This is a genomic window from Pseudomonas bijieensis, assembly GCF_013347965.1.
In the GTDB taxonomy this organism is placed as follows: domain Bacteria; phylum Pseudomonadota; class Gammaproteobacteria; order Pseudomonadales; family Pseudomonadaceae; genus Aquipseudomonas; species Aquipseudomonas bijieensis.
In genome coordinates this window covers 1-21712 of record NZ_CP048810.1, presented here as the reverse complement: position 1 = coordinate 21712, position 21712 = coordinate 1, and the positions used below count along the sequence as shown (strand labels likewise).

The window sequence follows — 21712 nt, the reverse complement described above, 5'->3', positions numbered from 1 at the left end:
CTTGCATGCTGACCTTGAACCGGAGTCAGGGTGTTTCCCTGATGCCGATTACCCTACACGGTAACGCCTAAACGTTTGCTCACTATCCGCATCAGACGGACACCGACCTCGTCCATTCCTTTATTCTGAGCCACCACCTGCGCCCCCTCCATCAGCAGTGTCAGTTCCTGCGCCACGTCCATTGGACAAGGCAAATCCGCCTCCTTGCACAACGTGGCGAGTCGCTGAAACTGGCGCTGCTTGTGCGACTCGATCAAACGCCTCGCCGGGTGCAGTGGGTCGGGGAGCTCGGCCAGGCTATTTGTGAAAGGGCATCCTCGGTAGCCGGAGCTGGCCAGATCTGCGGCGATAAATTCAGCGAACCCCAGTAACTGCCTCACCGGTTGACCGGGCCACTGGCTCGACAACTCGTCAAGCACTGCACTGTATTGCTCAGTGAGCAGTCTCAGCCATTCCTGCACCAGCACATCCTTTGTTTCGAAATGCCGATACAACGTCATTTTTGTCGACCCCGCCAAGGCGGCAATAGCGTCCACAGTGACTCGGGAAATGCCCTGCTCAAAAAACAGCGCCTGGGCGGCATCGATAATGCGCTCGCGGGGTGGCAGCTGGGCGATGCGTTCTGGGCGAATAGGTCTTGGCACGACGGACATTCTCTGGTGATGAAATTCTGCTTGACAACGATACTACACAGTATCACATGATACCAACAAGTATCGCGCGATACTAAGAAGTATCAACCTCTCATTTCTGGAGATTTCAATGAATCTTTCCGATTACGCCGAACATGACGCCGTTGGTCTGGCAGGCATGATTGCCGACCGTCAGATCAGCGAGTCTGAAGTACGCGCCGCTGCCCTGCAGGCCATACAGGCACTTAATCCGCACATCAATGCCGTCGTCGATACATGGGCTGACGAGCCGCAGGCACAATCCGGGCCTTTGCACGGCGTGCCAATGCTGGTGAAAGATCTGGGCCTGACCGCGCGCAATCGTCGCAATGAACTGGGCAGCCGACTGGCGCAGGGTTGCGTTGCCGGAGCCGACTCTGAGCTGATGGCGCGGTTTCGCCGCAGCGGCCTACTCGCCCTAGGCCGCACGACCACCCCCGAACTGGCGGCAAGCACCACCACAGAAAACCGTGTAGACGGCCCCACTCGCAATCCTTGGGACCTGACCCGCAGCGTCGGCGGGTCCAGTGGTGGCTCGGCGGCCGCTGTCGCCGCTGGCATGGTCCCGATAGCCCATGCGACCGATGGCGGCGGCTCAATCCGCGTACCAGCCGCGTCCTGTGGTTTGTTTGGCCTGAAGCCAAGCCGGGGACGTTTACCCATGGGACCGGATGTCGACGAGGTTTGGGCAGGGCTGGCCGTACACGGGGTGCTCAGCCGTACCGTCCGGGATACCGCCAGTGTGCTCGACGCCGTGCACGGCCCCGCATCAGGCGATCCTTTTCACATTGCACCGCCGACACAATCCTACCGGTCGCTGCTGAGTCGCGAGCCCGGGCCTTTGCGCATCGCCGTACAAGGCCATGCCCTCAATGGTCAGCCGACAGCACCTGCCGTAAGCGCCGGTTTGAACCTAGTCTGTCAAACGCTGGAGGGACTGGGCCACCACGTCACTCCTGCCGTCGCGGACATAGGCCTGAGCTGGGAAGCCTTCGTAGAACTGAATGCGCGATTCTGGTCCAGCAACACAGCCGCCTGGATCGACGCCATCGCGACTGCGACGGATCGGCCCATCGATGAATCGACTCTGGAGCCTGCCACGCTCGCCCTTTACCGGCTCGGCTGTGAGCTGAGCGCAACCCAATTGCTGGAAGCGATGTACCAGCGCAATGTTGTGACCCGAAAAGTTGGAGATTTTTTCTGCAATTACGATGTGCTTCTGACGCCGACCTTGCCTGCCCCCCAGCCCCTCGTGGGCCAATACAATGCGAATCAGGAAACGCTCGATGGCCGAGGGTGGATAGCCCATGTCTTCGACCACTCCCCTTTCACTGCCGTTTTCAATGTCAGCGGCTGCCCTGCCATGTCGATGCCACTGACGCAGGACCTGGCATCCGGTTTACCTATCGGCATGCAGTTCGGCGCAGCTTATGGGCGTGAGGATTTACTCCTGCAGTTGGCGGCGCAGCTTGAACGGGCGATGCCCTGGACTGACCGACGCCCGCCCATCTGGGCGGGCAACCACGAGTAGCTCAATCGGCGTTGAATCGAAATGAGCCGAGTAGTGAGGCTGCATGCACCAACCTCACTGCTCGCGTCCGCTTTGGGTAACACCCCGCCATCAACCTGCCAACAACGTGATTCCTGCCCCCGCCGACACCAGGCCGAGCGCACGAACCAGTGCAGCGGCGCGCATCGGCAACCCCCGCGCCAGTGCAAAGCCAGCTGCATGCAGTGCCGATGTCGCGATCAGAAAACCGACCGCATAAGCCGCAGGGCTACTCATCTGCGGAAATTCCATGCCGTGGGCGATGCCGTGGGCCAGTCCGAAAAGGCCGGTGATGGCGAGGGCAAGCGCCACAGGTGGACGCGCCGCCACCGCGACCAGCAAGCCAAAGGCGAGCACCGATGCAGCGATGCCGGTTTCCAGATGTGCAATGGCGAACCCTTCGAACCCCAACAAGCCGCCGAGCAACATGCCGGCGACAAAGGTCAGTGGCAACATCAAGCGCGCCTTGCCGGCCTGCTGCGCGGCCCAGAGACCGACCGCGAACATCGCCAACAGGTGATCCATCCCGCTCAAGGGGTGCGCCACGCCCGCCATCAAGCCTGATTCGTCATGCCCTGGATGGGCAAATGCGAACACCGGCAGCAGGCATAAGGCGGCGCCCAGAGAAAGCCGTATCGATTGAGTCAATCCCATGAAAACACTCCTGAATCCTGAAAAGGGCAAGGTGCTGGCACTTACGCCGCCAGCACCCGGCCAAGACCGGCTTAACGACGCGGCGGTTTAGGGAATGGGCCACGGGCTTGCTCGTAGGCCTGAGCCACGCGCAAGGCCAGGGCGTCCTGGAACCGTGGGGCGACGATCATCATCGCCACCGGCAAGCCATCAGCCAGACCTGTAGGAATCGAAGTCGCCGGGTGGCCCGTGAGGTCGAACGGCGCGGTGTTGGTCAGCATGTTCAGCGCACTGTGCACGTACTCCTCGATCGGCGCATCGGCAGCGGTCAGCGGCGTCGCCACGAAGGGCATGGTTGGCATCACCAGTACATCGAAATCCTTGAACGCTTCGTCGTATTGACGAGTGAGTTCCGGCACCAGCATGCGCGCCTTGGCGTAATAGGCGCCGTGCAGATTTTTCAAGCTGTAGTGGCCGGTCAACGCCACGGCGCGGACACTGCTGGACAACGCATCGGCGTGCTCGCGACGCTTGGCACCGAAGTAGCTCATGATGTCCGGGTCGTAATAGCCATCCACGTTCATGCCATAGCCGTTGCCCTGCAGCATCTGATACGCCGCGCCATCGGTGGCAATGACATTCCACATGTCCAGCGCCACCCCAGAATGCCAGGGCGCGCTGGCTTCGCCGACCGTCGCGCCAAGGCTTTGCAGTTGCGCGACCGCCGCCTTGACCTGAGCATCCACCTGATCCTCGGACACGCTGGGAATCGCGAAGCCTTCACGCAGCACGCCAATTCTGAGGCCCGCGACGCCCTGATCAAGCGTGGCGACACAGGCAACGGCTGGCGGGTTCTTCTGACGGGAGTCAAGGCCGTCGGCCCCGGCGATGACATCAAGCATCACGGCCACGTCACGCACGCTGTTGGCCATCGGGCCGACGTGATCGATGGTCCTTTCGATCGGGAAAGCCCCGGTGTAAGGCACCAGGCCGTAGGTCGGCTTGTGGCCGACGATGCCGCTCCAGGCCGAGGGCATGCGGATCGATCCTCCCTGGTCCCCGCCGATCGCCATGTCGACCTCCTCCAAGGCAACCAACACGGCGCTGCCACTGGAGGAACCGCCCGCGTTGCGGCTCAGGTCCCATGGGTTTTTCACAGGCCCACTGGCGGCGGTGAAGCTGGCGCCGGAGAAGCACAGGTCCTCGCAGACCGACTTGCCCACCACTGTCGCACCCGCAGCGAGCAGGCGTTTGACCACGGTTGCATCCTCCGAGGGGACATAACCGTCCAGGCTCAGCGAGCCGTTGGCCATCGGCACGCCGGCCACGGAAACGTTGTCCTTGATGACCACCGTCTTGCCGGCCAGCGGGCCTTGGGCGGCGCCTGTAATATGGGTTTTCACGTACCAGGCGCCGTGCAGATTGTCAGCGTCCGGCGCCTTGCTGAATTCACGCTCGGGGGGTTGCTGCGCGATGGTTTGCGCATACAGTTTGTCGATGGCGTCGTAGGAACCGAGGGTCTCGTCAGCCAAATTGAGGAAGCATTCCATCTGACTGTCGCTCAGGTGATAGCTGTGGTCTTCGGCGGCGATTAGAAAGTCGGCTTTGCTTGGGCGTTTTACGGACATGGGGTGTTCTCCAGATATCGGTTAAGGGCTGCCCGCAATCAGGCAGCCATTGACTCGAACCCACTGCGCGGATACGCAGGTTGCGGTTCGCTCCGGAGGACTCCGTTGTCCAGGCCGGTCGCCACACGGTGATCCATACCTGCCGATCAAGGGCGTATGGCAATCCTCCGTGCAGAAGAGGGTCAGGCCCGTGGGGCCGGACGCTCAGGAACAGGCTTGTTGAAACAGCTCGTGGGCTTTCACCAATGCTTCGGCGATCTTCTCCACCGGTTCGCGTTTGGCCATCGCCTGATCGCGCAGGGCGTTGTAAGCGTCGATTTCCGACATACCCTTGGTTTCGATCAGGATGATCTTGGCCTGCTGCACCGTGCGCATCACGGCCATCCGCCCTTCCAGTCGCTTGACGTGTTTTTCGCGCTCACGGGCCTTGCGCGATTGACTCAAGGTCAGCGCCAACGCCGTGAGCAGTCCGAACGAGCGAACTGGCGACGGGATCACCGAGCAGGCGTTGAGCTGCACCAACGCCTCGACAATGATCGGGTTTTCGTAGGCGATCACCGGAATGATCGGCGCTGTGCTGGCGTGCAGCAGCCAGGGTGTGTTGGTCGAAAGACTTTCGGGGGAAACGGCAAGCACGATCACGTCCACCTCGGTGTTGAGCCGCTCGGGAATCGGCCACTGCACACGCACCTGACAGCCGATGCGCTGCAGTTGCGCGATCAGATTGCGGCCATCGTCATCATCCGGGTGCACCACCAGCACACTGATGTCGCGCAGGTCCTTGATCCCCGCGCTGCTGTCACTGCGTTGCCGTTTCTTTGCCGCGCGCAAGGTCATAGCGGCCTCCCGGTGCCGCTCGACCAGTCGTTCAGGCGCGGCGCGATGGCGTATGGATCGGGTTTGAGGGCGTTCTGGCTTTCATAAAGAATGTCGAACTGACCCTGGGCATTGGCCCGCCCGATGCGCGAAAAAAGGTAGGTGTGATGGTTGTGCGCATCGACCCTGACGCGCCCTTGAGGCGCCTCGAATTCGAGACCGCGCATGGCTTGCAGCACGTCATCGACGTTGGTACTGCCCGCACTGAGAATCGCCTTGGCCAGCAGGTGCACCTGAAAATAAGCAGCCTCCCAGCATCGGTCGGTGACCTGCTCCTGACCGAACAGCGCACGGTATTGCGCGATGCACTGGCGGTTGATCGCAGTGTCCACCGACTGAAAATAGGTCGCTGCCGAAATGTGCCCTGCCCCCAGGTGAACCCCCATCTGCTTGATGTCGGTCTCGCTGGTGGTCAGGCTGGCGATGGGCATCACGGCCGGATCGAAACCGGCATCGGCATAGGCCTGATACAAGTGCGCCATGGTCTCGCCCACAACCGTGGAGAAAATGAACGACGGCTTGAGCTCCCTGGCCTTGACCATCAGCTTGGCGAAATCCTCGGGCCGGGCATTCTTGAGCGGCAGGTAATATTCACCCAGCTTGGTGCCACCGCGCTCATACAGAAGGTCGCTCATCAGCCGATTGGTTTCGTAGGGATAGACGTACTCGGAGCCAATCATCAACACACGGTTGCCGAAGTTGTCGAGCATGTAATTGCCCAGTGGCACCGCGTTGTGATTGGGTGTCGCGCCGGTGTAGATGATGTTGCGCGAGTACTCGAAACCTTCGTAGTACACCGGGTACATCAACAACGCGTCGTAGCGCTCCACGATCGGCAACGCAGCCTTACGCGCAGCAGAGGTATAGCAGCCGAAGAAGAACCGCAGGTTTTCCTCACGGATCAACGACTCGACATGCATGGCATACAACGCGGGGGTCGAATCGGGGTTGCGGGTGACCAGCTCCAGAGGCCGCCCCCCTACGCCACCGGCCGCGTTGATCTGCTCGATCGCGAATTGCGCACCGCGCATTGTCGAGCGCTCGGCGGCTGCCGTGACGCCAGTGTCGGAAAACAGACCGCCTATGCGGATCGCCTGGTCAACCATGCCTATCAACCTTGTTCAACGTGATATCAGACGCCTGGCGTCCGTCAGGGAGGCGGGCCATCTGCAAAGAGTCATTGTGCAAAGAATCGGTGAGCGGTGGCCGTGGATTCAACGGCTGCTCTCAGGCGGCTTGTGCCTGAAACCGGTGCGACTGCGCTGTCGGGGCCGGCCATGCGAGGGACCTTCCACACCTGCCGGGAACGGGCGTGTGACAAGGGACCCTGCGAGGGTAGTGCCGTGTCCTCATGCAGATTGCGGGCCACTCCCCTTCCAGCGGCCTGATCGCTGAGCCACGCATAGGGTGCGCTGACCGTCGGTAGGGCAATGCTGCTCGCACAGCACCGATGAAACCTTCACGCTTTTGGTGCGCAACCAGGCCCCTTGCGCCAAACCGGCGCAAGGCCCGTCAAGCTTGCAATAGATGCAGTGAATACCGACCGTTGTGCCCGATGGCCCCTGATTGTGCCCTCATCGGCAATTGGCACCGACCTTGCAAATACTCTCCCGAGACATCGCGCCGGCTGTCTGCCCTACGCCCACTTGGCAAGTAGGGAGACACTTGGCGTACGACTGGATCGGACACAGTTGTCCCGCCAGATTCGGCACAAGAAGCCTGACCTCCCGATTATTCGTTTAACCGGGACGTCGGGCTTTTTTTATTCCTGGGGAGAAATGAAATGCACAACGACAAACGCCGTTTGATCAAGCATGCCCTATTACTGGGGGCCTTCAGCCTGTTGCCGTTTTCCCTGGCCAGCCAGGTCCAGGCGGCAGAGACCGTCAAAGTGGGGATCATCCATTCGCTCACCGGCACCATGGCCATGAGTGAGGCCTCGGTGGTGGATGCGGAAAAACTCGCCATCGACGAAATCAACGCCAGCGGCGGTGTACTGGGCAAGACCATTGAACCGATCGTCGAAGATGGCGCCAGCGATTGGCCGACCTTCGCCGAAAAAGCGCGCAAGCTCCTGGAAAACGATCACGTGGTGGTCACGTTTGGCGCCTTCACCTCGGCCTCGCGCAAAGCCGTGCTGCCGGTGTTCGAGCGTAACAAGGGCCTGCTGTACTACCCGACGTTCTACGAGGGTCTGGAGAAATCCCCGGCCATCATCTACACCGGCGCCGAAGCCTCGCAGCAGACGCTGGCCGCTGTCAGCTGGTTGATGGCCAACAAGGGCAAGAGCGTCTATCTGGTGGGCTCCGACTACATCTGGCCGCGCACCACCAACAAGCTCGCCCGCGCGTCGGTGAACAAGCAGGGCGGCTCGATCGTCGGTGAGGACTACCTGCCCCTGGGCAACATCGAGTTCTCCTCGGTGATCAACAAAATCAAGGCCGCCAAGCCCGATATCGTCCTGTCGACCATCGTCGGCGGCTCCAACGTGGCGTTCTACAAACAGCTCAAGGCCGCGGGCATCGACAGCAGTAACCAGACGCTGATGGCCCTGGCTGTCACCGAGGAAGAAGTCACCGGCATCGGCGCCGAAAACCTCACCGGCTTTCTGACCTGCATGAGCTACTTCCAGAGCCTGAAAAATCCGGTCAACGAAAAATTCGTCGCGGCATTCAAGGCCCGGTATGGCGAAAAACGCGTGGTGGGCGATCCGATGGCGGCGGCCTACACCGCGGTGTACCTGTGGAAGAAAGCCGTGGAGAAAGCCAACAGCTTCGACGTCCCGGCCGTCATCGCTGCCTCTTCGGAACTGACCCTCGATGCGCCTGAAGGCGAGATCAAGGTGCACAAGGACAACCACCACCTGTGGAAGCGTGCGCGCATCGGCACCATCAACGCCCAGGGCCAGGTCGATGTGATCTACGAGTCCGCGCCGATCGAGCCCAACCCATTCCCGAAACTGTGAAGCGAGGCCCGGCGCGAATCACCTCGCGCCAGCGGCCACCCAGGGTTCCTGAAATCGGTCCGCCCATGAGCAGCGACAGGTAGCGACGCAATGACTCTCGATATTTTGATAATGCAGGTGTTCAGCGGATTCTCGCTGTTCTCGGTGCTGGTGCTGATGGCGCTGGGACTGACCATCGCCTTCGGCCTGATGGGCGTGATCAACATGGCCCACGGCGAGCTGATGGCGATGGGGTCATACATGACCTACGTCACATCGCTGGTGTTCCAGCGCTATTTCCCCGAGTTCATGGGCTGGTACTTCATCATCGGCATTGGTGTCGCCTTCGTGGTGACCTTTGCCTTCGGTTTCCTGCTTGAACGTTGCTTCATCCGCTTCATGTACAACCGCCCGCTGGATACCTTGCTCGCCACCTGGGGCCTGTCGCTGGTGCTGCAGCAAGTGTTTCGTCAGGTATTCGGCCCCAAGGAAGTCAGCGTGCCGACCGTGGAGTGGCTGCAAGGCGCCTGGAAGATCAGTGAGGGACTGGAGTTGCCCCTCAACCGGATTTTCATCATAGGCCTGACGTTGGTCATTGCCGGTGCCGTGTTTCTGTTCCTGTATCGCAGCCGTTGGGGGCTGCGCATCCGTGCCGTCACCCAGAACCGCGCCATGGCCGGTGCCGCCGGGATCAACACCGCCCGCGTTGACGCCGTCACATTCGCTCTGAGTTGCGGCCTCGCGGGGATTGCCGGCAGCTCGTTCACCATGCTCGCCTCAACAGGCCCCGTAAGCGGCCAGCAGTACCTGGTGGACACGTTCATCGTGGTGGTGTTCGGCGGCGTCGAAAGCCTGCTAGGGACTTTTCTTTCCGCCTTTGCCATCGGCCAGACGCAGATCTCGCTGGAGTACCTGACCACTGGTTCCATGGCCAAGGCGATCACCCTGATGGTGGTGATTGTGTTGCTGTTCTTCCGCCCCAACGGCCTGTTTGCCGCGAAAGTGAGACGCTGAGATGAATGACATGACTGAAAAGCCGCTTATCCGGCCACAGGCGCCCTCCCGTGGATCGCGCATGCTCAGCGCGGGCTGGTTGCCCCTGATCGAACGACATGGCCTGGTCTGGCTGTCGATCCTGTTACTGGTCATTTTGCCTTTGAGCCTGGGGGATTTTCGCCTGGGGCTGGCGGGCAAATACCTGAGCCTGGCGTTCTGTGCATTGGGCATGGTGCTGATCTGGGGCTACGGCGGGATTCTCAGCCTGGGCCAGGGCATCTTCTTCGGCCTGGGCAGTTACATGATGGCCATGTACCTGAAGCTGGAAGCGACCGCCACTGATGAAGCGGCCAGCGCCTTGGCTGCTTTCTATGGCTCGGCCCTGCCCGACTTCATGATCTGGAACAGCGTCGATGCCTTGCCCTGGTGGTGGAAACCGTTCGAATCGGCGACCTTCACCATCGCCGCGATCCTGATCATCCCGCCCCTGCTGGCGTTTGCGTTCAGCTACGCGTACTTCAAAAAGCGTGTGGGCGGCGTGTACTTCTCGATCATCACCCTGTCCCTGGCGGCGATCATGTCGATCATGATCATCGGCCAGCAAGGCTACACCGGCGGCGTCAACGGCCTGACCGACTTCAAGACCGCCTTCGGCCTGAGCCTGCAAGCCCCGCAAACGCCCTGGATCCTGTACCTCATCACCACCCTGCTGTTGCTTGGCTGCGTGGCGCTGTGCGGGTTCATTCTGCGCAGCCGGCTGGGCAAAGTGGTGGTCGCCATTCGCGACCGGGAAGACCGGGTGCGCTTTTCCGGCTACAACACGGCTCTGTTCAAGGCGTTCATCTTCGCCGTCGCGGCACTGATTTCGGCCCTGGGCGGGGTGATGTTCACACTCCAGGTCGGCCTCGCCTCCCCTTCTCTGGTGGGCATTATCCCGTCCACCGAAATCGTCATCTACGCAGCCTTGGGCGGGCGTCTGTCGCTGGTGGGCGCGGTTTACGGCACGTTGCTGATCGGCGTGGCGAAGACCTACCTGTCGGAAAACTTCGTCAACTTCTGGCAGTACTTCATCGGCTTTCTGTTCATGGGCGTGGTGCTGTTCCTGCCGTCGGGGCTGGCCGGGCTGCTGCAACGCCTAAGCAACAAGGAGGTGCAGTCGTGAGCGCGATGATACTGAGTGTCGAAGACCTGACCGTGTCATTCGATGGCTTCAAAGCCGTGGACAGCCTCAACTTCTACGTCGAGGAAAATCAGGTGCATGTGGTTATCGGGCCCAACGGCGCCGGCAAGACCACGCTGCTGGACATGATCTGCGGCAAGACCCGCCCCAGTGCCGGGAGCATCCGGTTCAAGGATCTGCAACTGGCCAACATGATCGAGTACCAGATCACTCGCGCCGGGGTCGGTCGCAAATTCCAGAACCCCTCGGTGTACGAAGACCTGACCGTGCGCGAGAACCTGGACATCTCCTCACCGGACAAGCGCGGCATCTTCAACTGCCTGTTCGCCCGCAAGGACAAGGCTTTGCAGGCTGAAATCGAACACATCGCCGAGATGATCTTTCTGCACGACCAACTGGGCCGCAAGGCCGGGCTGCTGTCCCACGGCCAGAAGCAATGGCTGGAAATCGGCATGCTGCTGATGCAACGCCCCGAGCTGCTGTTGCTCGATGAGCCGGTGGCGGGCATGAGCGCGGGCGAACGGGAAAAAACCGCAGGCTTGCTCAAACAGATCGCCAAGGGCCGCGCCATGGTCATCATCGAGCACGACATGGAATTCGTGAAATCGGTGGCCGACAAAGTCACCGTTCTGCATCAGGGCAAGACCCTGGCCTACGGCTCGATGGATCAGGTGCAAAACGATCCTCGCGTCATCGACGTCTACCTGGGGCACTGAGCATGCTGACCGTCAATAACCTCAACGTGTATTACGGCGACAGCCACGTGCTGCGCAATCTGGACCTGAATCTGGCGCCCGCCGAATCCCTGGCGATCATGGGACGCAATGGCATGGGCAAGACCACCCTGCTCAAGAGCCTGGTGGGCATGCTCCCCGCGCGCAGTGGCAGCATCAAACTGGCGGGCGAAGAACTGACCGGGCGCAAGAGTTACGACCGGGTCGCGGCAGGCGTCGGCTTTGTGCCTCAGGGCCGGATGATTTTTCCTTACCTAAGCGTCGAAGAGAACATTCTGACCGGCATGCAGAGCGCACCGGCCGCGCCGATCCCCGACTACATCTACGAGTATTTCCCGGTCTTGTTCGAGATGCGCCGACGCAAGGGCGGCAACCTGTCCGGTGGCCAGCAGCAACAGCTCGCCATCGCCCGCGCGCTGGTTTCCAACCCCAAGGTGCTGATCCTCGACGAGCCCACCGAGGGCATCCAGCCGTCGATCATCAAGGACATCGCCCGGGCCCTGAACCTGCTGAAAAAAGAGCGAGGGTTTTCCTTGATCGTCTCCGAGCAGGTGCTGTCGTTCGCCATGGCGGTGGCCGACCGTTACCTGATCATCGAGAAAGGCGAGTTCGTTCACAGCGAGGTCCGTGAAACCATGGACCGCGAGCGCATCCTGCGCTACCTGACCATCTGATTCGGCACTGGAGACCACGCCATGTTGATACTCGATCGCATCGTCGGCCAGGCCAGCGACCCTGCTCTCGCCGAGCGGCTGCACGACCTGGACCACAACGGCCAGGTCGAAACCCTGAGCCTTTCGGCCAGCGACATCCAGCGTCATCGCCTGCGCCTGGCCAGTGACCGTGGCACTGACTGCGCCATTCGTCTTGAGCGCCATCAACAGTTGCGCAACGGCTCGGTGCTGATGCTCGACGGTGAGCGCGCCATCGTCGTGCAGATGCTGGACCAGCAGTACCTGACGCTGCGCCCTCGCGATGCTGGCGCAGCGCTGGAACTGGGGTATTTCGCAGGGAACATGCACTGGAAAGTGCGTTTCGCCGGTGATCAGCTACAGATCCCGCTACATGGCCCGCAAGCGGACTACCTGGAGCGCCTGGCACCGATGTTGGCCGACGGCCGGGTGTCGCGTTCATGAGTCCGCTACACAGCAGCCTGTTGGCGCTGCAACAGGCCGACAGCTTTTTCCCAGGGGGCGCGGTGGCCTGGTCATGGGGACTGGAGACGCTGGTGGCCGATGGTCGTCTGGGTGCAGAGATCTCGGCCCCTCGTCGCCAACGGGGCGTGTATCGGGATCGCAGTGCTCAGGTCAGCGGATTCGTCGAGGGACAGCTGCGTCACCGATGGGCCGGTTTCGACCGGGCGTTCCTGTCCGCAGCCTGGTACGCGGCCACCGACACTCAGGGGTTATGTGCGCTGGATGCACAGGTCGAAGCCTTGACCCTGGCCGAGGAACTGCGCCTGGGCTCGCGCCGTGTGGGTCAGTCACTGCTGGGTGTGCATGTGGCCATGGGTACACCAGGCGCCGAGGCCTACCAGCAGTGTGTACTGGCGGGCGACGCACCGGGGCATCTGGCCGTGGTGCAAGGGTTGCTCTGGCAACGCCTGGGCATGGACCACGACCACTGCCAACTCGCCGCCGCTCACGGGCTGTGCACGGGGCTGGTCAGTGCCGCCGTACGCCTGGGCGTCATGGGCCATCTGGATGCGCAAAGGGTGCTGACCACTATCCAGCCTCTGCTGCTGGACATCCTCACCTGGCCCGTGCCCGAGCTTGAAGACGCCTGCGGTTTTACCCCCATGGCAGAGATCGCCGTGATGCGTCACGAAACCCAGGAACTCCGACTTTTTGCCAATTGAGGTGATGGGCTCTGTGCCTGCCGTCAACACAGGAGCTTGAACATGCTGCTGACCCCGACAGAACTCGAACGGCTGACGCTGTACACCGCCGCCGAGCTATCGCGCAAACGCCGCGCCAAGGGCCTGCGCCTGAACTTTCCGGAAGCCAGCGCCCTGATCGCCGACGAGATTCTCGAAGGCGCGCGTGAAGGTCGTAGCGTCGCCGAGCTGATCGGCTTCGGCTCGACCCTCCTTACCACCGACGACGTGATGCCCGGTGTCGCCGACCTGCTGCCGGTGCTGCAAGTGGAAGGTACGTTTCCCGACGGCACCAAGCTGGTCACCGTGCACCAGCCGATCCGTCCCGGCCGACTGGCGCTGGCGATCATGCCAACCCCGGGGGAGATCATCTCGCCAGAGGGCGACATTCAGCTGAGCAGCGGCCGGCCCACAGCCACCCTGCGCGCAATCAACACCGGCGACCGCCCGGTGCAGATTGGCAGCCACTATCACTTTTTCGAGGTCAACAAAGCGCTGGATTTCCCCAGGGAAATCGCCTTCGGCATGCATCTGGATATCCCGGCCGGGACTGCCGTGCGTTTCGAGCCCGGCGAGTTGCGCGAGGTGCAACTGGTGCAGTTTGGCGGCAGCGGCGACATCCACGGCTTCAGCGGCCTGACCAATGGCAACCTGCACGATCCGGCCTGCAAGGCCGCAGCGCTGGACCGCGCGCGTGCTCAACACTTCAAGGGGGCCTGAACCATGGCAACGATGACCCGCAAGGAATACGCCGCGATGTACGGCCCCACCGTTGGCGATGCCGTGCGTCTGGGCGACACCTCGCTGCTGGCCGAGGTCGAGTTCGATCACTCGGTGCCGGGCGACGAATGCCTGCACGGCGGCGGCAAGACCCTGCGCGATGGCATGGGCCTGATGCCGGGTCACGACAGCGACGACGGGGCACTGGACATGCTGATCTGCAATGCGCTGATCATCGATCCGGTGATCGGCATCGTCAAAGGCGACATCGGCATCAAGGACGGCAAGATCGTCGCCATCGGCAAGGCCGGCAATCCGCAGGTCATGGACGGCGTGCACCCGCAACTGATCTGCGGCGTGGCGACCACCGTGCGCGACGCCGAAGGTCTGATCGTCACCCCCGGTGGCATCGATGTGCATGTGCATTTCGACTCGGCGCAACTGTGCGAACACGCCCTGGCGGCAGGGCTGACTACCCTGATCGGCGGCTCGCTGGGCCCGATCACGGTGGGCATCGACTGCGGCGGCGAATGGAACGTGGGCAAGATGCTGCAAGCCTGCGAAGCGTGGCCGATCAACTTCGGTTTTCTGGGACGCGGCAATTCCAGCAAACCCGAATCGTTGCTCGGGCAACTGCGCGGTGGCTGCCTGGGATTGAAGATCCACGAAGACTGGGGCGCGATGCCGGCAGTGATCGACACCTGCCTGAAGGTCGCCGACGAATACGATTTCCAGGTGCAGCTGCACACCGACACCCTCAATGAATCAGGGTTTCTGGAAGACACCCTGGCGGCCATCGGCGATCGCACCATTCACATGTATCACACCGAGGGTGCGGGGGGTGGGCATGCGCCAGATATCATCAGCGTGGCCGGCAAGGCCAACTGCATCCCCTCCTCCACCAACCCGACCAACCCCTACACCGTGAACACGTTCGACGAGCACCTGGACATGATCATGGTTTGTCATCACCTCAATCCCGATGTGCCGGAAGACGTCGCCTTCGCCGAATCGCGGGTGCGCCCGCAAACCATCGCCGCCGAGGACATCCTGCATGACACCGGGGCGATCTCGATCCTCGGCTCGGACAGCCAGGGCATGGGCCGGATCAATGAAGTCATCTGCCGCACCTGGCAACTGGCCTCGAAGATGAAGGACCAGCGCGGCCGCCTGCCTGAAGAAAGCACCGCGCTGGGCGACAACGAACGGATCAAACGCTACATCGCCAAGTACACCATCAACGCGGCACGGGTGTTCGGCATTGACCGCTACATTGGCTCGCTGGAGCCGGGCAAGATCGCCGATCTGGTGCTATGGCGCCCGGCGTTCTTCGGGATCAAGCCGGAACTGGTGGTCAAGGGTGGTTTCATCGTGCATGGCGTGATGGGGGATTCGGCCGCATCGCTCTATACCTGCGAGCCATTGGTGATGCGCCCTCAATGGGGTGCGTTCGGTGAGGCCAAGCAGGCTCTGTCGGTGAATTTCGTCAATCGTCTGGCCGTGGAGTCCGACACGGCAGCGAAACTGGGCCTCAAAAAAGCCCTGCTGCCTGCCATCGGCACCCGCACCTTGCGCAAATCCGACATGTTGCATAACGACGCCTGCCCCGACATCCGTGTCGATCCGCAGACATTCGACGTATACGCCGATGGCGAACGCCTGACCTGTGAGCCGGTCAGCGAAGTCCCGCTGGCCCAGCGCTACATGCTGCGCTGAACCCTAAGGTACAAGGAGCCCGATGATGAATACCCGACTCAATGCACAACCGCTCGCCGAGCCCGTCCCCCATCCCGGTGCTGCACGGGTGGGTATCGGGGGGCCGGTCGGTTCGGGCAAGACCCGCCTGCTGGAACAGCTGATCCCGCGTTTTATTGCCCGAGGCACGGAGCTTGCGGTGATCACCAACGACCTGGCGACCCGCGAGGATGCCGAGCGAGTCAGACGCAGCGGCCTGATCGACCCGGAGCGAGTACGCGCGGTGGAAACCGGCGCATGCCCGCACACGGCGATCCGCGAAGACCCGACGCTGAACCTGCAGATGGCGGACGAGCTCGAAGCGCGTTTCCAGCGCCTGGACCTGATCCTGATCGAATCCGGCGGCGACAACCTGGCGTCGACCTTTTCCCTGGACCTGGTGGATTACTGGATCTTCGTCATCGACGTTGCAGGGGGCGACGACATTCCGCGAAAACGAGGGCCGGGAGTTCTGAGTTGCGACCTGCTCGTCGTCAACAAGTACGATCTGGCGCCCTACGTCGGGGTCGATCTGGCACGCATGCGTCGTGAATCCGCCGAGGCCCGCGGCGCAAAGCCGGTGCTGTTCACCAACTGCGCCACGGGCGCAGGCGTCGATGCGGTGGTCGACGCCATCAGCCGCGCCGTGCTGTTCGATTGCCCATGAACGCGCCTCAGACGCTGTTTCGTCCCTTGACCGAATCCGTCGAGCCACAGGCGCGAATTACCTTCAGCCAAACCCCGAATGGCGACAGCTACATTTCTGCGCAGCAGGTGGGCTACCCGTTTCATCTGGGACGCACGCTCAAACTGCCCGACGACCCGCCAGGCATGGCAGCGGTGTACCTGCAGTCCTGTTCGGGGGGCATCTTCGCGGGGGAACACCTGCACGTGCAGGTGCGGGCTGAACCCGGTAGCCAGGCACACGTCAGCACCGGTGCGGCCACCGTCGCACACAGCATGCTCGAACAGCCAGCGCAGCAGGTGGTCAGCCTGGAAGCCAAGAGCGGCGCCTTGCTCGAATACCTGCCAATGGCGACGATCCTGTTTCCCCACGCCAGGCTGCACAGCCGGGTCGAGGTGATCCTGCACCCCGCGGCCAGGGTGATGCTTTGCGATGCGTTCTGCCTGCATGCGCCTGAAGGCAACACAGGGGTATTCGACGCCTATCGCGCCGACCTGCAAGTGCGCAGCCACAACGGCCGGCTGTTGGCAGGTGATCACCTGGCGCTGACCGGAGAGGACATGCGCCGTCGATTACCAGGGGTCAGCGAAGGCATGCAGGCGCTGGCGACCTTCATGCTGGTGGGGCATGACCTACCGGTCGACGCCCTCAAGCAACGCCTGCGCGATGCCCTGAGCAGCCTGCCCGACAGCTACGTGGGCGTCAGCGCGCTGCCCAACGATTGCGGGGTCAGCTTGCGCCTCATGACCCTCGATGCAGTGGCATTGCGCACAGGGCTGCACTGCGCCTGGTCCTGCGTCCGTGAACAACTGTTCGGCGCTGCACCAAGGCCGCGACGCAAATGATCGCATCGAAGCCCCTCGTTGGGTGCCGAGGGATTCCAGACCCGACAGATGTGCCTGGAGAGAAACCCGAGGCAGCATGATTCGCAGTCACGCGGGCCAGCGGTTGACCTTCAGGCCTGCGAGCCGACCCATTACTGGTGACGGAGTGACACCATGAAAACCTGACATGTTCCTGTCAGCCTCCGGTCACTCTGACGTCAGATCCTTCTCACTAAAGTATCCCCCAATGACTGCACTTACGGTGCCAGCGTTACGGGCACCAAGGACACATCACTTTAGCTGGACCTCTTGCCATCAGCCGGAAGGAGAAACGCAATGAGCCATCCTGATGCGCACGTCAGTACTCTTGATCCATTCACTTGGCAATCGACGCTCGACAGCAACCTGGACAGAAAAGGCCTGTTGCTGCGCCTGTTCGCCGAACAGCGATTCATGGCCGCGCAGGTGCGAGCCTGCAAGCTGGATCACCGGGACTACCTGCTTTCGCTGATTGATCCGGCATCGACGGTGAACGACGGCACTCGGCACTTATCAAGCGTCGATGGCCATCGAATGCGGAGCGTCATCACCGAAGCGGCAGAGAAAGCTCATTGGGGCAAGCCCCCAAGACATGGTCGGGCGCAAGGCATCGCTGCCCACTATGACGCGCAGACCTGCATGGCGGTCGTTCTCGATATCGAGGTGAGCGACGAAGGCCGCTTGATCATTCATGACGCGGTCGTTGTCGCGGACATGGGTTTCTTGAAAAATCCTGGTCGCGTGCGCTCGCAGCTCATAGGCGCTTGCCTGATAGGGATAGCGTTTGTGACATCCTGCGATTTTGCTCCGAACACCGGAGATACCCGGCCTAAACCTGCCTATCGCACCCGTTGGCCACTCGTCTCATGGCTGCCAGGACAGATCGCGGTGCACCTGATCAATCCCACCGCAGCTCCCGAAACCGCACAGCCCAGCCAGACCAGTTACGCACCTGTCGCCCGGGCCTTGTGCAATGCGATTTTGAAGGCCACGGGTAACGGTTCGGTCCGGAGCCAGTTACTGGAAAGATCGGGCGCAAATTAAATAAGCTCTTGGATATACAACGAGGTCGGCCTAATGGAGAGACAGGCGCCAAGAGACAGAACCGACCAACGGTTGATACTTTGCACAATCAGGCAACCAAGCTGTCTTCGTTAGATATCACCATGGCTCGGGCAATCCGGTTGCCGCACGACAGTCACCACAGCAAGCCGGCTAAATTAAAGCTTCCAGACCAGATGAGGTTCTGCGCCATGCCTTTAGGTTCCAATGTTTTTTCCAACAGCCGCGGGCAACGCGGCGCGGACCTGTTCGTAGAAGTGCTTCGCAGCGAAGGTGTACGCCACGTCTTCGGCAATCCGGGAACAACCGAACTGGCTTTGCTCGACGCCCTCTCCGGCGCCCCAGACATCCAATACATCCTCGGCCTCCAAGAGGCCTCAGTCGTAGCGATGGCCGACGGTTATGCGCAGGCATCCGGTCGCCCCGGCTTCGTCAACCTCCATACGGCCGGTGGACTCGGCAATGCAATGGGCGCAATTCTCAACGCGAAGATGGCGAATACGCCGCTTGTCGTCACGGCGGGCCAACAAGACACCCGACATGGCGTGACCGACCCGCTGCTCCACGGAGACCTCGTCGCTCTCGCCAGACCGAGCGTCAAATGGGCGGAGGAAATTCATCATCCCGAACACATCCCGATGTTGCTGCGTCGTGCGTTTCAGGACTGTCGCACGGGGCCGGCGGGCCCGGTTTTCCTTTCCCTGCCGATTAACGTGATGGAGCAACACACGGATGTAACGGCCGGCCCGCCATCGCGAATCGAGCGCGGTGCCGTGACCGGGATGATTGAGGAATTGGCCACTGCCTTAGCGACAATTACCCCCGGCTATCTGGCGATTATCGTTGGAGAAGAAGTGATCCAGTCGAGCGCGGAAGTTGAAGCCGTGATGCTCGCCGAAGCACTCGGCGCGCCGGTCTACGGGCCATCCTGGCCCGGGCATATTCCGTTCCCGACGGCGCATCCGCAGTGGCGGGGAACGCTGCCTGCGAAGGCTTCCGATATCAGGGAGACGTTCGCTGACTTCGACGCGGTCTTCCTGCTCGGCGGCCATTCGTTGATCAGCTATCAATATTCCCAGGGCCCCGCTATTCCATCTCACTGTCGCCTTATCCAATTGACCGGCGATGGGCACCAACTAGGTAGGGTCCATGAGACAGCGCTAGGGCTGATCGGGGATTTAAGACTTTCCTTGCAAGCGCTGTTGCCGATACTGGACAAGAAATTGGCCCCACACAGCGAGGCAATCGCGACGCTGCGAAACGTCGCGGGCCAGGAACGCGATACACGTCGTGCCGATGTCGTCGCTCGCCTCAGCCGCGAATTCAACACTCCGGTGACAACGCCTTTCGTGGCTGCCCACGAGGTTATCCGGGCTATCGGGCCGGACGTCTGGATCGTCGACGAAGCACCCGCCACGATTCCTCATGTCCGTGCCTGCCTGGATTCCCATTCGGCCCGCCAGTATCTTTTTACCCGCAGCGCCATCCTGGGCTGGGGCATGCCGGCGGCTGTCGGTACGTCACTTGGCCTGGACCGCAGCCCGGTAGTCTGTCTGGTCGGTGATGGCTCGGCAATGTACTCACCGCAAGCACTCTGGACGGCGGCGCATGAGCGGCTGCCGGTCACGTTCGTTGTCATGAACAATGGCGAGTACAACATTTTGAAGAACTACGCTCGTAGCCAGGCGCACTATCTAAGTGCAAGCACTCACCAGTTCATCGGCATGGACCTCTGCGACCCGGCGATCGATTTCCTGGCCCTCGCCTCTTCCCTGGGGATCCCTTCCCGCAGGATCGAGCGCGCTGGCGATATTGCGGGAGCTGTCGAAGAAGGTATTCGCTCAGGCTGCCCGAATCTCATTGAGCTACCCATCATGCCCTGAGGAGCCAGTAGCCACAGTACCCTTCAAAAACAAGTCCAGAATTGCGAATGTGGAAAATAATGATGAGGCGCGCGTCATGAACGACCCGGATGAAATTAGCGCTGCGAATAAGCGAGTTGCAGCTGTGTGATTTCCCGAACGAATGCCGGTAACTGCAACTCGAACACCTGATCGATGAGACTGTGCGCTAGCTGCCAGACGGCGGCGGCATCGGGATATCACCAAGTTGCAACCCCAGCAGCGTAATGTATTCGTAGATGTGCTGATAGCCGGATTGCGCTTCATAGCTTGGGCACGGAGATTGAGGTTTCCCACAGAGCCGCAGCTCCATGTTTGCACCGCCCATGCCCCATTGCGTGTAGTTCAAGTTATTACGGGTAACGGTATCGATTTTGGAGCAAACCATTTCCTTCATTTTTTCATCGATGACGTTGGTAGGCTCATAGAGCGTCAAGGAGAAATCGAGAGAGGTTGCGCACCATGCCATCGGAACGACATCCAGCGTGTTGTAGATACGTAGCGCATTGCCGGCCATCTGCTGATTGAAATAGCTCGCAAAAATACCATCGCCGGCCGTTGGCGCAGCAATCGTTTCGCAATGGAAATTGAAGTTCGAGAATTTATCTTTCAAGTAAAGCGCTAGAACCGACATCAAGGCACCGCCGAGGCTATGCCCGACCAACCGGATCGTCGCACCACTGCGCTGTTTTGCCAGAAAATCGCAAAGTGTGCCCTGGAAACCGATTGTCGATACCTGATCCAGTATCGCCTTTACACCGTCCGCAGTCCCCTGCGCCAAGTGTGCCGGCACTGGGCAGTTCTTGATGAGGTTCTGCAACGGCACCATTGGAGAAATATCGAGGTCATCTATTTGATCCTTGAGGGAATCAGCAAGGGTCCCACTCGTCACCACGACGATGTCGTTTTCGTTTTGCCCGCCGACCAGCACCACCGTGATGTGAGCCACATGCTCGCCATCCGGGACCAGGGCGGGCCCCCAGGCTACGCCATAGCCGCCGCCTACCTTGGAGCCATTAAGGCGCGTAAGAATGTTGTCTTTGACCTGGTTCGGCGAAGGGTTCTTCATGTTCTTCCAATCCGGCGAAGACAGCGCCGCATTGTTCACCACGTACGCGTGGGTAAGATTGATTTGTCTTTGCTGAAGTGAGTCTAGCGAAGTCATGACTGCTCCTTGTCTCGAAGATAGATAATTCAACGGGACCAACGAAAACTCACTGCTGCCGTCGATCCGTCTTGGCCAGCAAGATCGAGTGTAGCCGCAGTTTTGGAAGCGACAACTTGGTGCGCGGTCGCCTGCGCAGCAATTAGAACAGTCCGTGATTCCGCCAAAAAAATGGACCTCTTTTCGGAGATCCATTTTTAAATACTTGGAGCGGGAAACGAGACTCACATCTGGCTCTGCGCGACATCAATGGGAATATCGAGAACGAACGTCGCGCCCTGCCCGGCCCCGTCGCTACGCACGGTCAAGCTGCCACCCATTTCCTGCGCGGCCAGCGCGCAGCTGTGCAGGCCGAAACCGTGGCCGTCTTTGCGCGTCGTGAAGCCATGGGAAAAGATACGCGCCATGTGCTCAGGCGTAATCCCATTGCCGTTGTCGGCCACTGTGATACGCAATACTGGCCCGTCAGCGAGGGAGACGCTGAACGTGATGCAT

General features: G+C 61.0%; 20 protein-coding genes and 1 pseudogene. 14 read left to right on the top strand and 7 right to left on the bottom strand.

Annotated features, from left to right (window positions below):
- Positions 1 to 53 precede the first annotated feature (53 nt).
- On the bottom strand, positions 54 to 653 hold the full coding sequence (locus GN234_RS00105; RefSeq protein WP_411828780.1) for a TetR/AcrR family transcriptional regulator: 600 nt from the start codon (positions 651 to 653) through the stop codon (positions 54 to 56).
- Positions 654 to 762: 109 nt separating this feature from the next.
- Here GN234_RS00105 and GN234_RS00100 point away from each other — a divergent pair, with 109 nt between their 5' ends.
- The gene (locus GN234_RS00100) at positions 763 to 2202 is read left to right on the top strand and encodes an amidase (RefSeq protein ID WP_176687568.1); all 1440 of its coding nucleotides are present in this window, start codon (positions 763 to 765) and stop codon (positions 2200 to 2202) included.
- 90 nt (positions 2203 to 2292) lie between these two features.
- Here the strand turns inward: GN234_RS00100 and GN234_RS00095 are convergent, their stop codons facing one another.
- The 4 genes from GN234_RS00095 to GN234_RS00080 form a co-directional block, all read right to left on the bottom strand.
- The gene (locus GN234_RS00095) at positions 2293 to 2874 is read right to left on the bottom strand and encodes a HupE/UreJ family protein (protein ID WP_176687567.1); all 582 of its coding nucleotides are present in this window, start codon (positions 2872 to 2874) and stop codon (positions 2293 to 2295) included.
- Positions 2875 to 2945: 71 nt separating this feature from the next.
- Positions 2946 to 4481: an amidase gene (locus GN234_RS00090; protein WP_176687566.1), complete on the bottom strand. Its 1536-nt coding sequence runs from the start codon at positions 4479 to 4481 to the stop codon at positions 2946 to 2948.
- 204 nt (positions 4482 to 4685) lie between these two features.
- Positions 4686 to 5318: an ANTAR domain-containing response regulator gene (locus GN234_RS00085; RefSeq protein WP_116832755.1), complete on the bottom strand. Its 633-nt coding sequence runs from the start codon at positions 5316 to 5318 to the stop codon at positions 4686 to 4688.
- Positions 5315 to 6463 (bottom strand): transporter substrate-binding domain-containing protein, encoded by a 1149-nt coding sequence (locus GN234_RS00080; protein WP_116832756.1) that lies wholly within the window; start codon positions 6461 to 6463, stop codon positions 5315 to 5317. Before GN234_RS00080 ends, GN234_RS00085 begins: the two co-directional genes overlap by 4 nt.
- A gap of 677 nt (positions 6464 to 7140) precedes the next feature.
- Between GN234_RS00080 and urtA the strand changes: the two genes are divergently transcribed.
- The 13 genes from urtA (at position 7141) to GN234_RS00015 (ending at position 20034) form a co-directional block, all read left to right on the top strand.
- Complete coding sequence (gene urtA, locus GN234_RS00075) at positions 7141 to 8322, top strand: urea ABC transporter substrate-binding protein (RefSeq protein ID WP_116832757.1); 1182 nt, start codon at positions 7141 to 7143, stop codon at positions 8320 to 8322.
- A 90-nt stretch (positions 8323 to 8412) separates the two neighbouring features.
- Entirely contained in the window at positions 8413 to 9315 is a 903-nt protein-coding gene (gene urtB, locus GN234_RS00070; protein ID WP_116832758.1) for an urea ABC transporter permease subunit UrtB, read from the top strand.
- Position 9316: 1 nt separating this feature from the next.
- Complete coding sequence (gene urtC, locus GN234_RS00065; RefSeq protein ID WP_163858088.1) at positions 9317 to 10459, top strand: urea ABC transporter permease subunit UrtC; 1143 nt, start codon at positions 9317 to 9319, stop codon at positions 10457 to 10459.
- Positions 10456 to 11193, top strand: coding sequence for an urea ABC transporter ATP-binding protein UrtD (urtD, locus tag GN234_RS00060; RefSeq protein ID WP_116832760.1), 738 nt, complete (start codon positions 10456 to 10458; stop codon positions 11191 to 11193). The genes urtC and urtD overlap by 4 nt, the downstream gene beginning before the upstream one ends.
- A gap of 2 nt (positions 11194 to 11195) precedes the next feature.
- A complete protein-coding gene (gene urtE / locus GN234_RS00055) occupies positions 11196 to 11885 on the top strand; it encodes an urea ABC transporter ATP-binding subunit UrtE (RefSeq protein ID WP_116832761.1) in 690 nt (229 codons plus the stop codon).
- Positions 11886 to 11906: 21 nt separating this feature from the next.
- On the top strand, positions 11907 to 12347 hold the full coding sequence (ureE, locus tag GN234_RS00050) for an urease accessory protein UreE (RefSeq protein ID WP_176687565.1): 441 nt from the start codon (positions 11907 to 11909) through the stop codon (positions 12345 to 12347).
- Entirely contained in the window at positions 12344 to 13069 is a 726-nt protein-coding gene (locus tag GN234_RS00045; RefSeq protein WP_176687564.1) for an urease accessory protein UreF, read from the top strand. Before ureE ends, GN234_RS00045 begins: the two co-directional genes overlap by 4 nt.
- 42 nt (positions 13070 to 13111) lie before the next feature.
- A complete protein-coding gene (locus GN234_RS00040; RefSeq protein ID WP_116832764.1) occupies positions 13112 to 13807 on the top strand; it encodes an urease subunit beta in 696 nt (231 codons plus the stop codon).
- 3 nt (positions 13808 to 13810) lie between these two features.
- Positions 13811 to 15523, top strand: a complete 1713-nt coding sequence (gene ureC / locus GN234_RS00035; protein ID WP_134924789.1) for an urease subunit alpha — start codon at positions 13811 to 13813, stop codon at positions 15521 to 15523.
- Positions 15524 to 15548: 25 nt separating this feature from the next.
- Positions 15549 to 16208 (top strand): urease accessory protein UreG, encoded by a 660-nt coding sequence (ureG, locus tag GN234_RS00030; protein ID WP_163858076.1) that lies wholly within the window; start codon positions 15549 to 15551, stop codon positions 16206 to 16208.
- Positions 16205 to 17071: an urease accessory protein UreD gene (locus GN234_RS00025; RefSeq protein WP_176687563.1), complete on the top strand. Its 867-nt coding sequence runs from the start codon at positions 16205 to 16207 to the stop codon at positions 17069 to 17071. Before ureG ends, GN234_RS00025 begins: the two co-directional genes overlap by 4 nt.
- A 315-nt stretch (positions 17072 to 17386) precedes the next feature.
- Entirely contained in the window at positions 17387 to 18133 is a 747-nt protein-coding gene (locus tag GN234_RS00020; RefSeq protein ID WP_176687562.1) for a hypothetical protein, read from the top strand.
- Between the two features lie 80 nt (positions 18134 to 18213).
- Entirely contained in the window at positions 18214 to 20034 is a 1821-nt protein-coding gene (locus GN234_RS00015; protein ID WP_233459501.1) for a thiamine pyrophosphate-binding protein, read from the top strand.
- Between the two features lie 187 nt (positions 20035 to 20221).
- On the opposite strand, the gene GN234_RS00010 is transcribed toward GN234_RS00015, so the two are convergent.
- Both GN234_RS00010 and GN234_RS30225 read right to left on the bottom strand, forming a co-directional pair.
- Complete coding sequence (locus GN234_RS00010) at positions 20222 to 21217, bottom strand: lipase family protein (RefSeq protein ID WP_176687561.1); 996 nt, start codon at positions 21215 to 21217, stop codon at positions 20222 to 20224.
- 224 nt (positions 21218 to 21441) lie between these two features.
- A pseudogene (locus tag GN234_RS30225) lies at positions 21442 to 21639 on the bottom strand (ATP-binding protein); the annotation flags it as partial.
- Positions 21640 to 21712: the final 73 nt, after the last annotated feature.

What these genes read in the sequence shown, in the direction of transcription:
- GN234_RS00010 (WP_176687561.1), bottom strand. Translation starts at nt 21,217, where the DNA reads ATGACTTCGCTAGACTCACTTCAGCAAAGACAAATCAATCTTACCCAC.
- GN234_RS00025 (WP_176687563.1), top strand. Translation starts at nt 16,205, where the DNA reads ATGAACGCGCCTCAGACGCTGTTTCGTCCCTTGACCGAATCCGTCGAG.
- urtB (WP_116832758.1), top strand. Translation starts at nt 8,413, where the DNA reads ATGACTCTCGATATTTTGATAATGCAGGTGTTCAGCGGATTCTCGCTG.
- GN234_RS00080 (WP_116832756.1), bottom strand. Translation starts at nt 6,463, where the DNA reads ATGGTTGACCAGGCGATCCGCATAGGCGGTCTGTTTTCCGACACTGGC.
- urtA (WP_116832757.1), top strand. Translation starts at nt 7,141, where the DNA reads ATGCACAACGACAAACGCCGTTTGATCAAGCATGCCCTATTACTGGGG.
- GN234_RS00045 (WP_176687564.1), top strand. Translation starts at nt 12,344, where the DNA reads ATGAGTCCGCTACACAGCAGCCTGTTGGCGCTGCAACAGGCCGACAGC.
- GN234_RS00090 (WP_176687566.1), bottom strand. Translation starts at nt 4,481, where the DNA reads ATGTCCGTAAAACGCCCAAGCAAAGCCGACTTTCTAATCGCCGCCGAA.
- ureE (WP_176687565.1), top strand. Translation starts at nt 11,907, where the DNA reads ATGTTGATACTCGATCGCATCGTCGGCCAGGCCAGCGACCCTGCTCTC.
- GN234_RS00095 (WP_176687567.1), bottom strand. Translation starts at nt 2,874, where the DNA reads ATGGGATTGACTCAATCGATACGGCTTTCTCTGGGCGCCGCCTTATGC.
- GN234_RS00105 (WP_411828780.1), bottom strand. Translation starts at nt 653, where the DNA reads ATGTCCGTCGTGCCAAGACCTATTCGCCCAGAACGCATCGCCCAGCTG.
- ureG (WP_163858076.1), top strand. Translation starts at nt 15,549, where the DNA reads ATGAATACCCGACTCAATGCACAACCGCTCGCCGAGCCCGTCCCCCAT.
- ureC (WP_134924789.1), top strand. Translation starts at nt 13,811, where the DNA reads ATGGCAACGATGACCCGCAAGGAATACGCCGCGATGTACGGCCCCACC.
- urtC (WP_163858088.1), top strand. Translation starts at nt 9,317, where the DNA reads ATGAATGACATGACTGAAAAGCCGCTTATCCGGCCACAGGCGCCCTCC.
- GN234_RS00085 (WP_116832755.1), bottom strand. Translation starts at nt 5,318, where the DNA reads ATGACCTTGCGCGCGGCAAAGAAACGGCAACGCAGTGACAGCAGCGCG.
- GN234_RS00040 (WP_116832764.1), top strand. Translation starts at nt 13,112, where the DNA reads ATGCTGCTGACCCCGACAGAACTCGAACGGCTGACGCTGTACACCGCC.
- urtE (WP_116832761.1), top strand. Translation starts at nt 11,196, where the DNA reads ATGCTGACCGTCAATAACCTCAACGTGTATTACGGCGACAGCCACGTG.
- GN234_RS00100 (WP_176687568.1), top strand. Translation starts at nt 763, where the DNA reads ATGAATCTTTCCGATTACGCCGAACATGACGCCGTTGGTCTGGCAGGC.
- GN234_RS00020 (WP_176687562.1), top strand. Translation starts at nt 17,387, where the DNA reads ATGAGCCATCCTGATGCGCACGTCAGTACTCTTGATCCATTCACTTGG.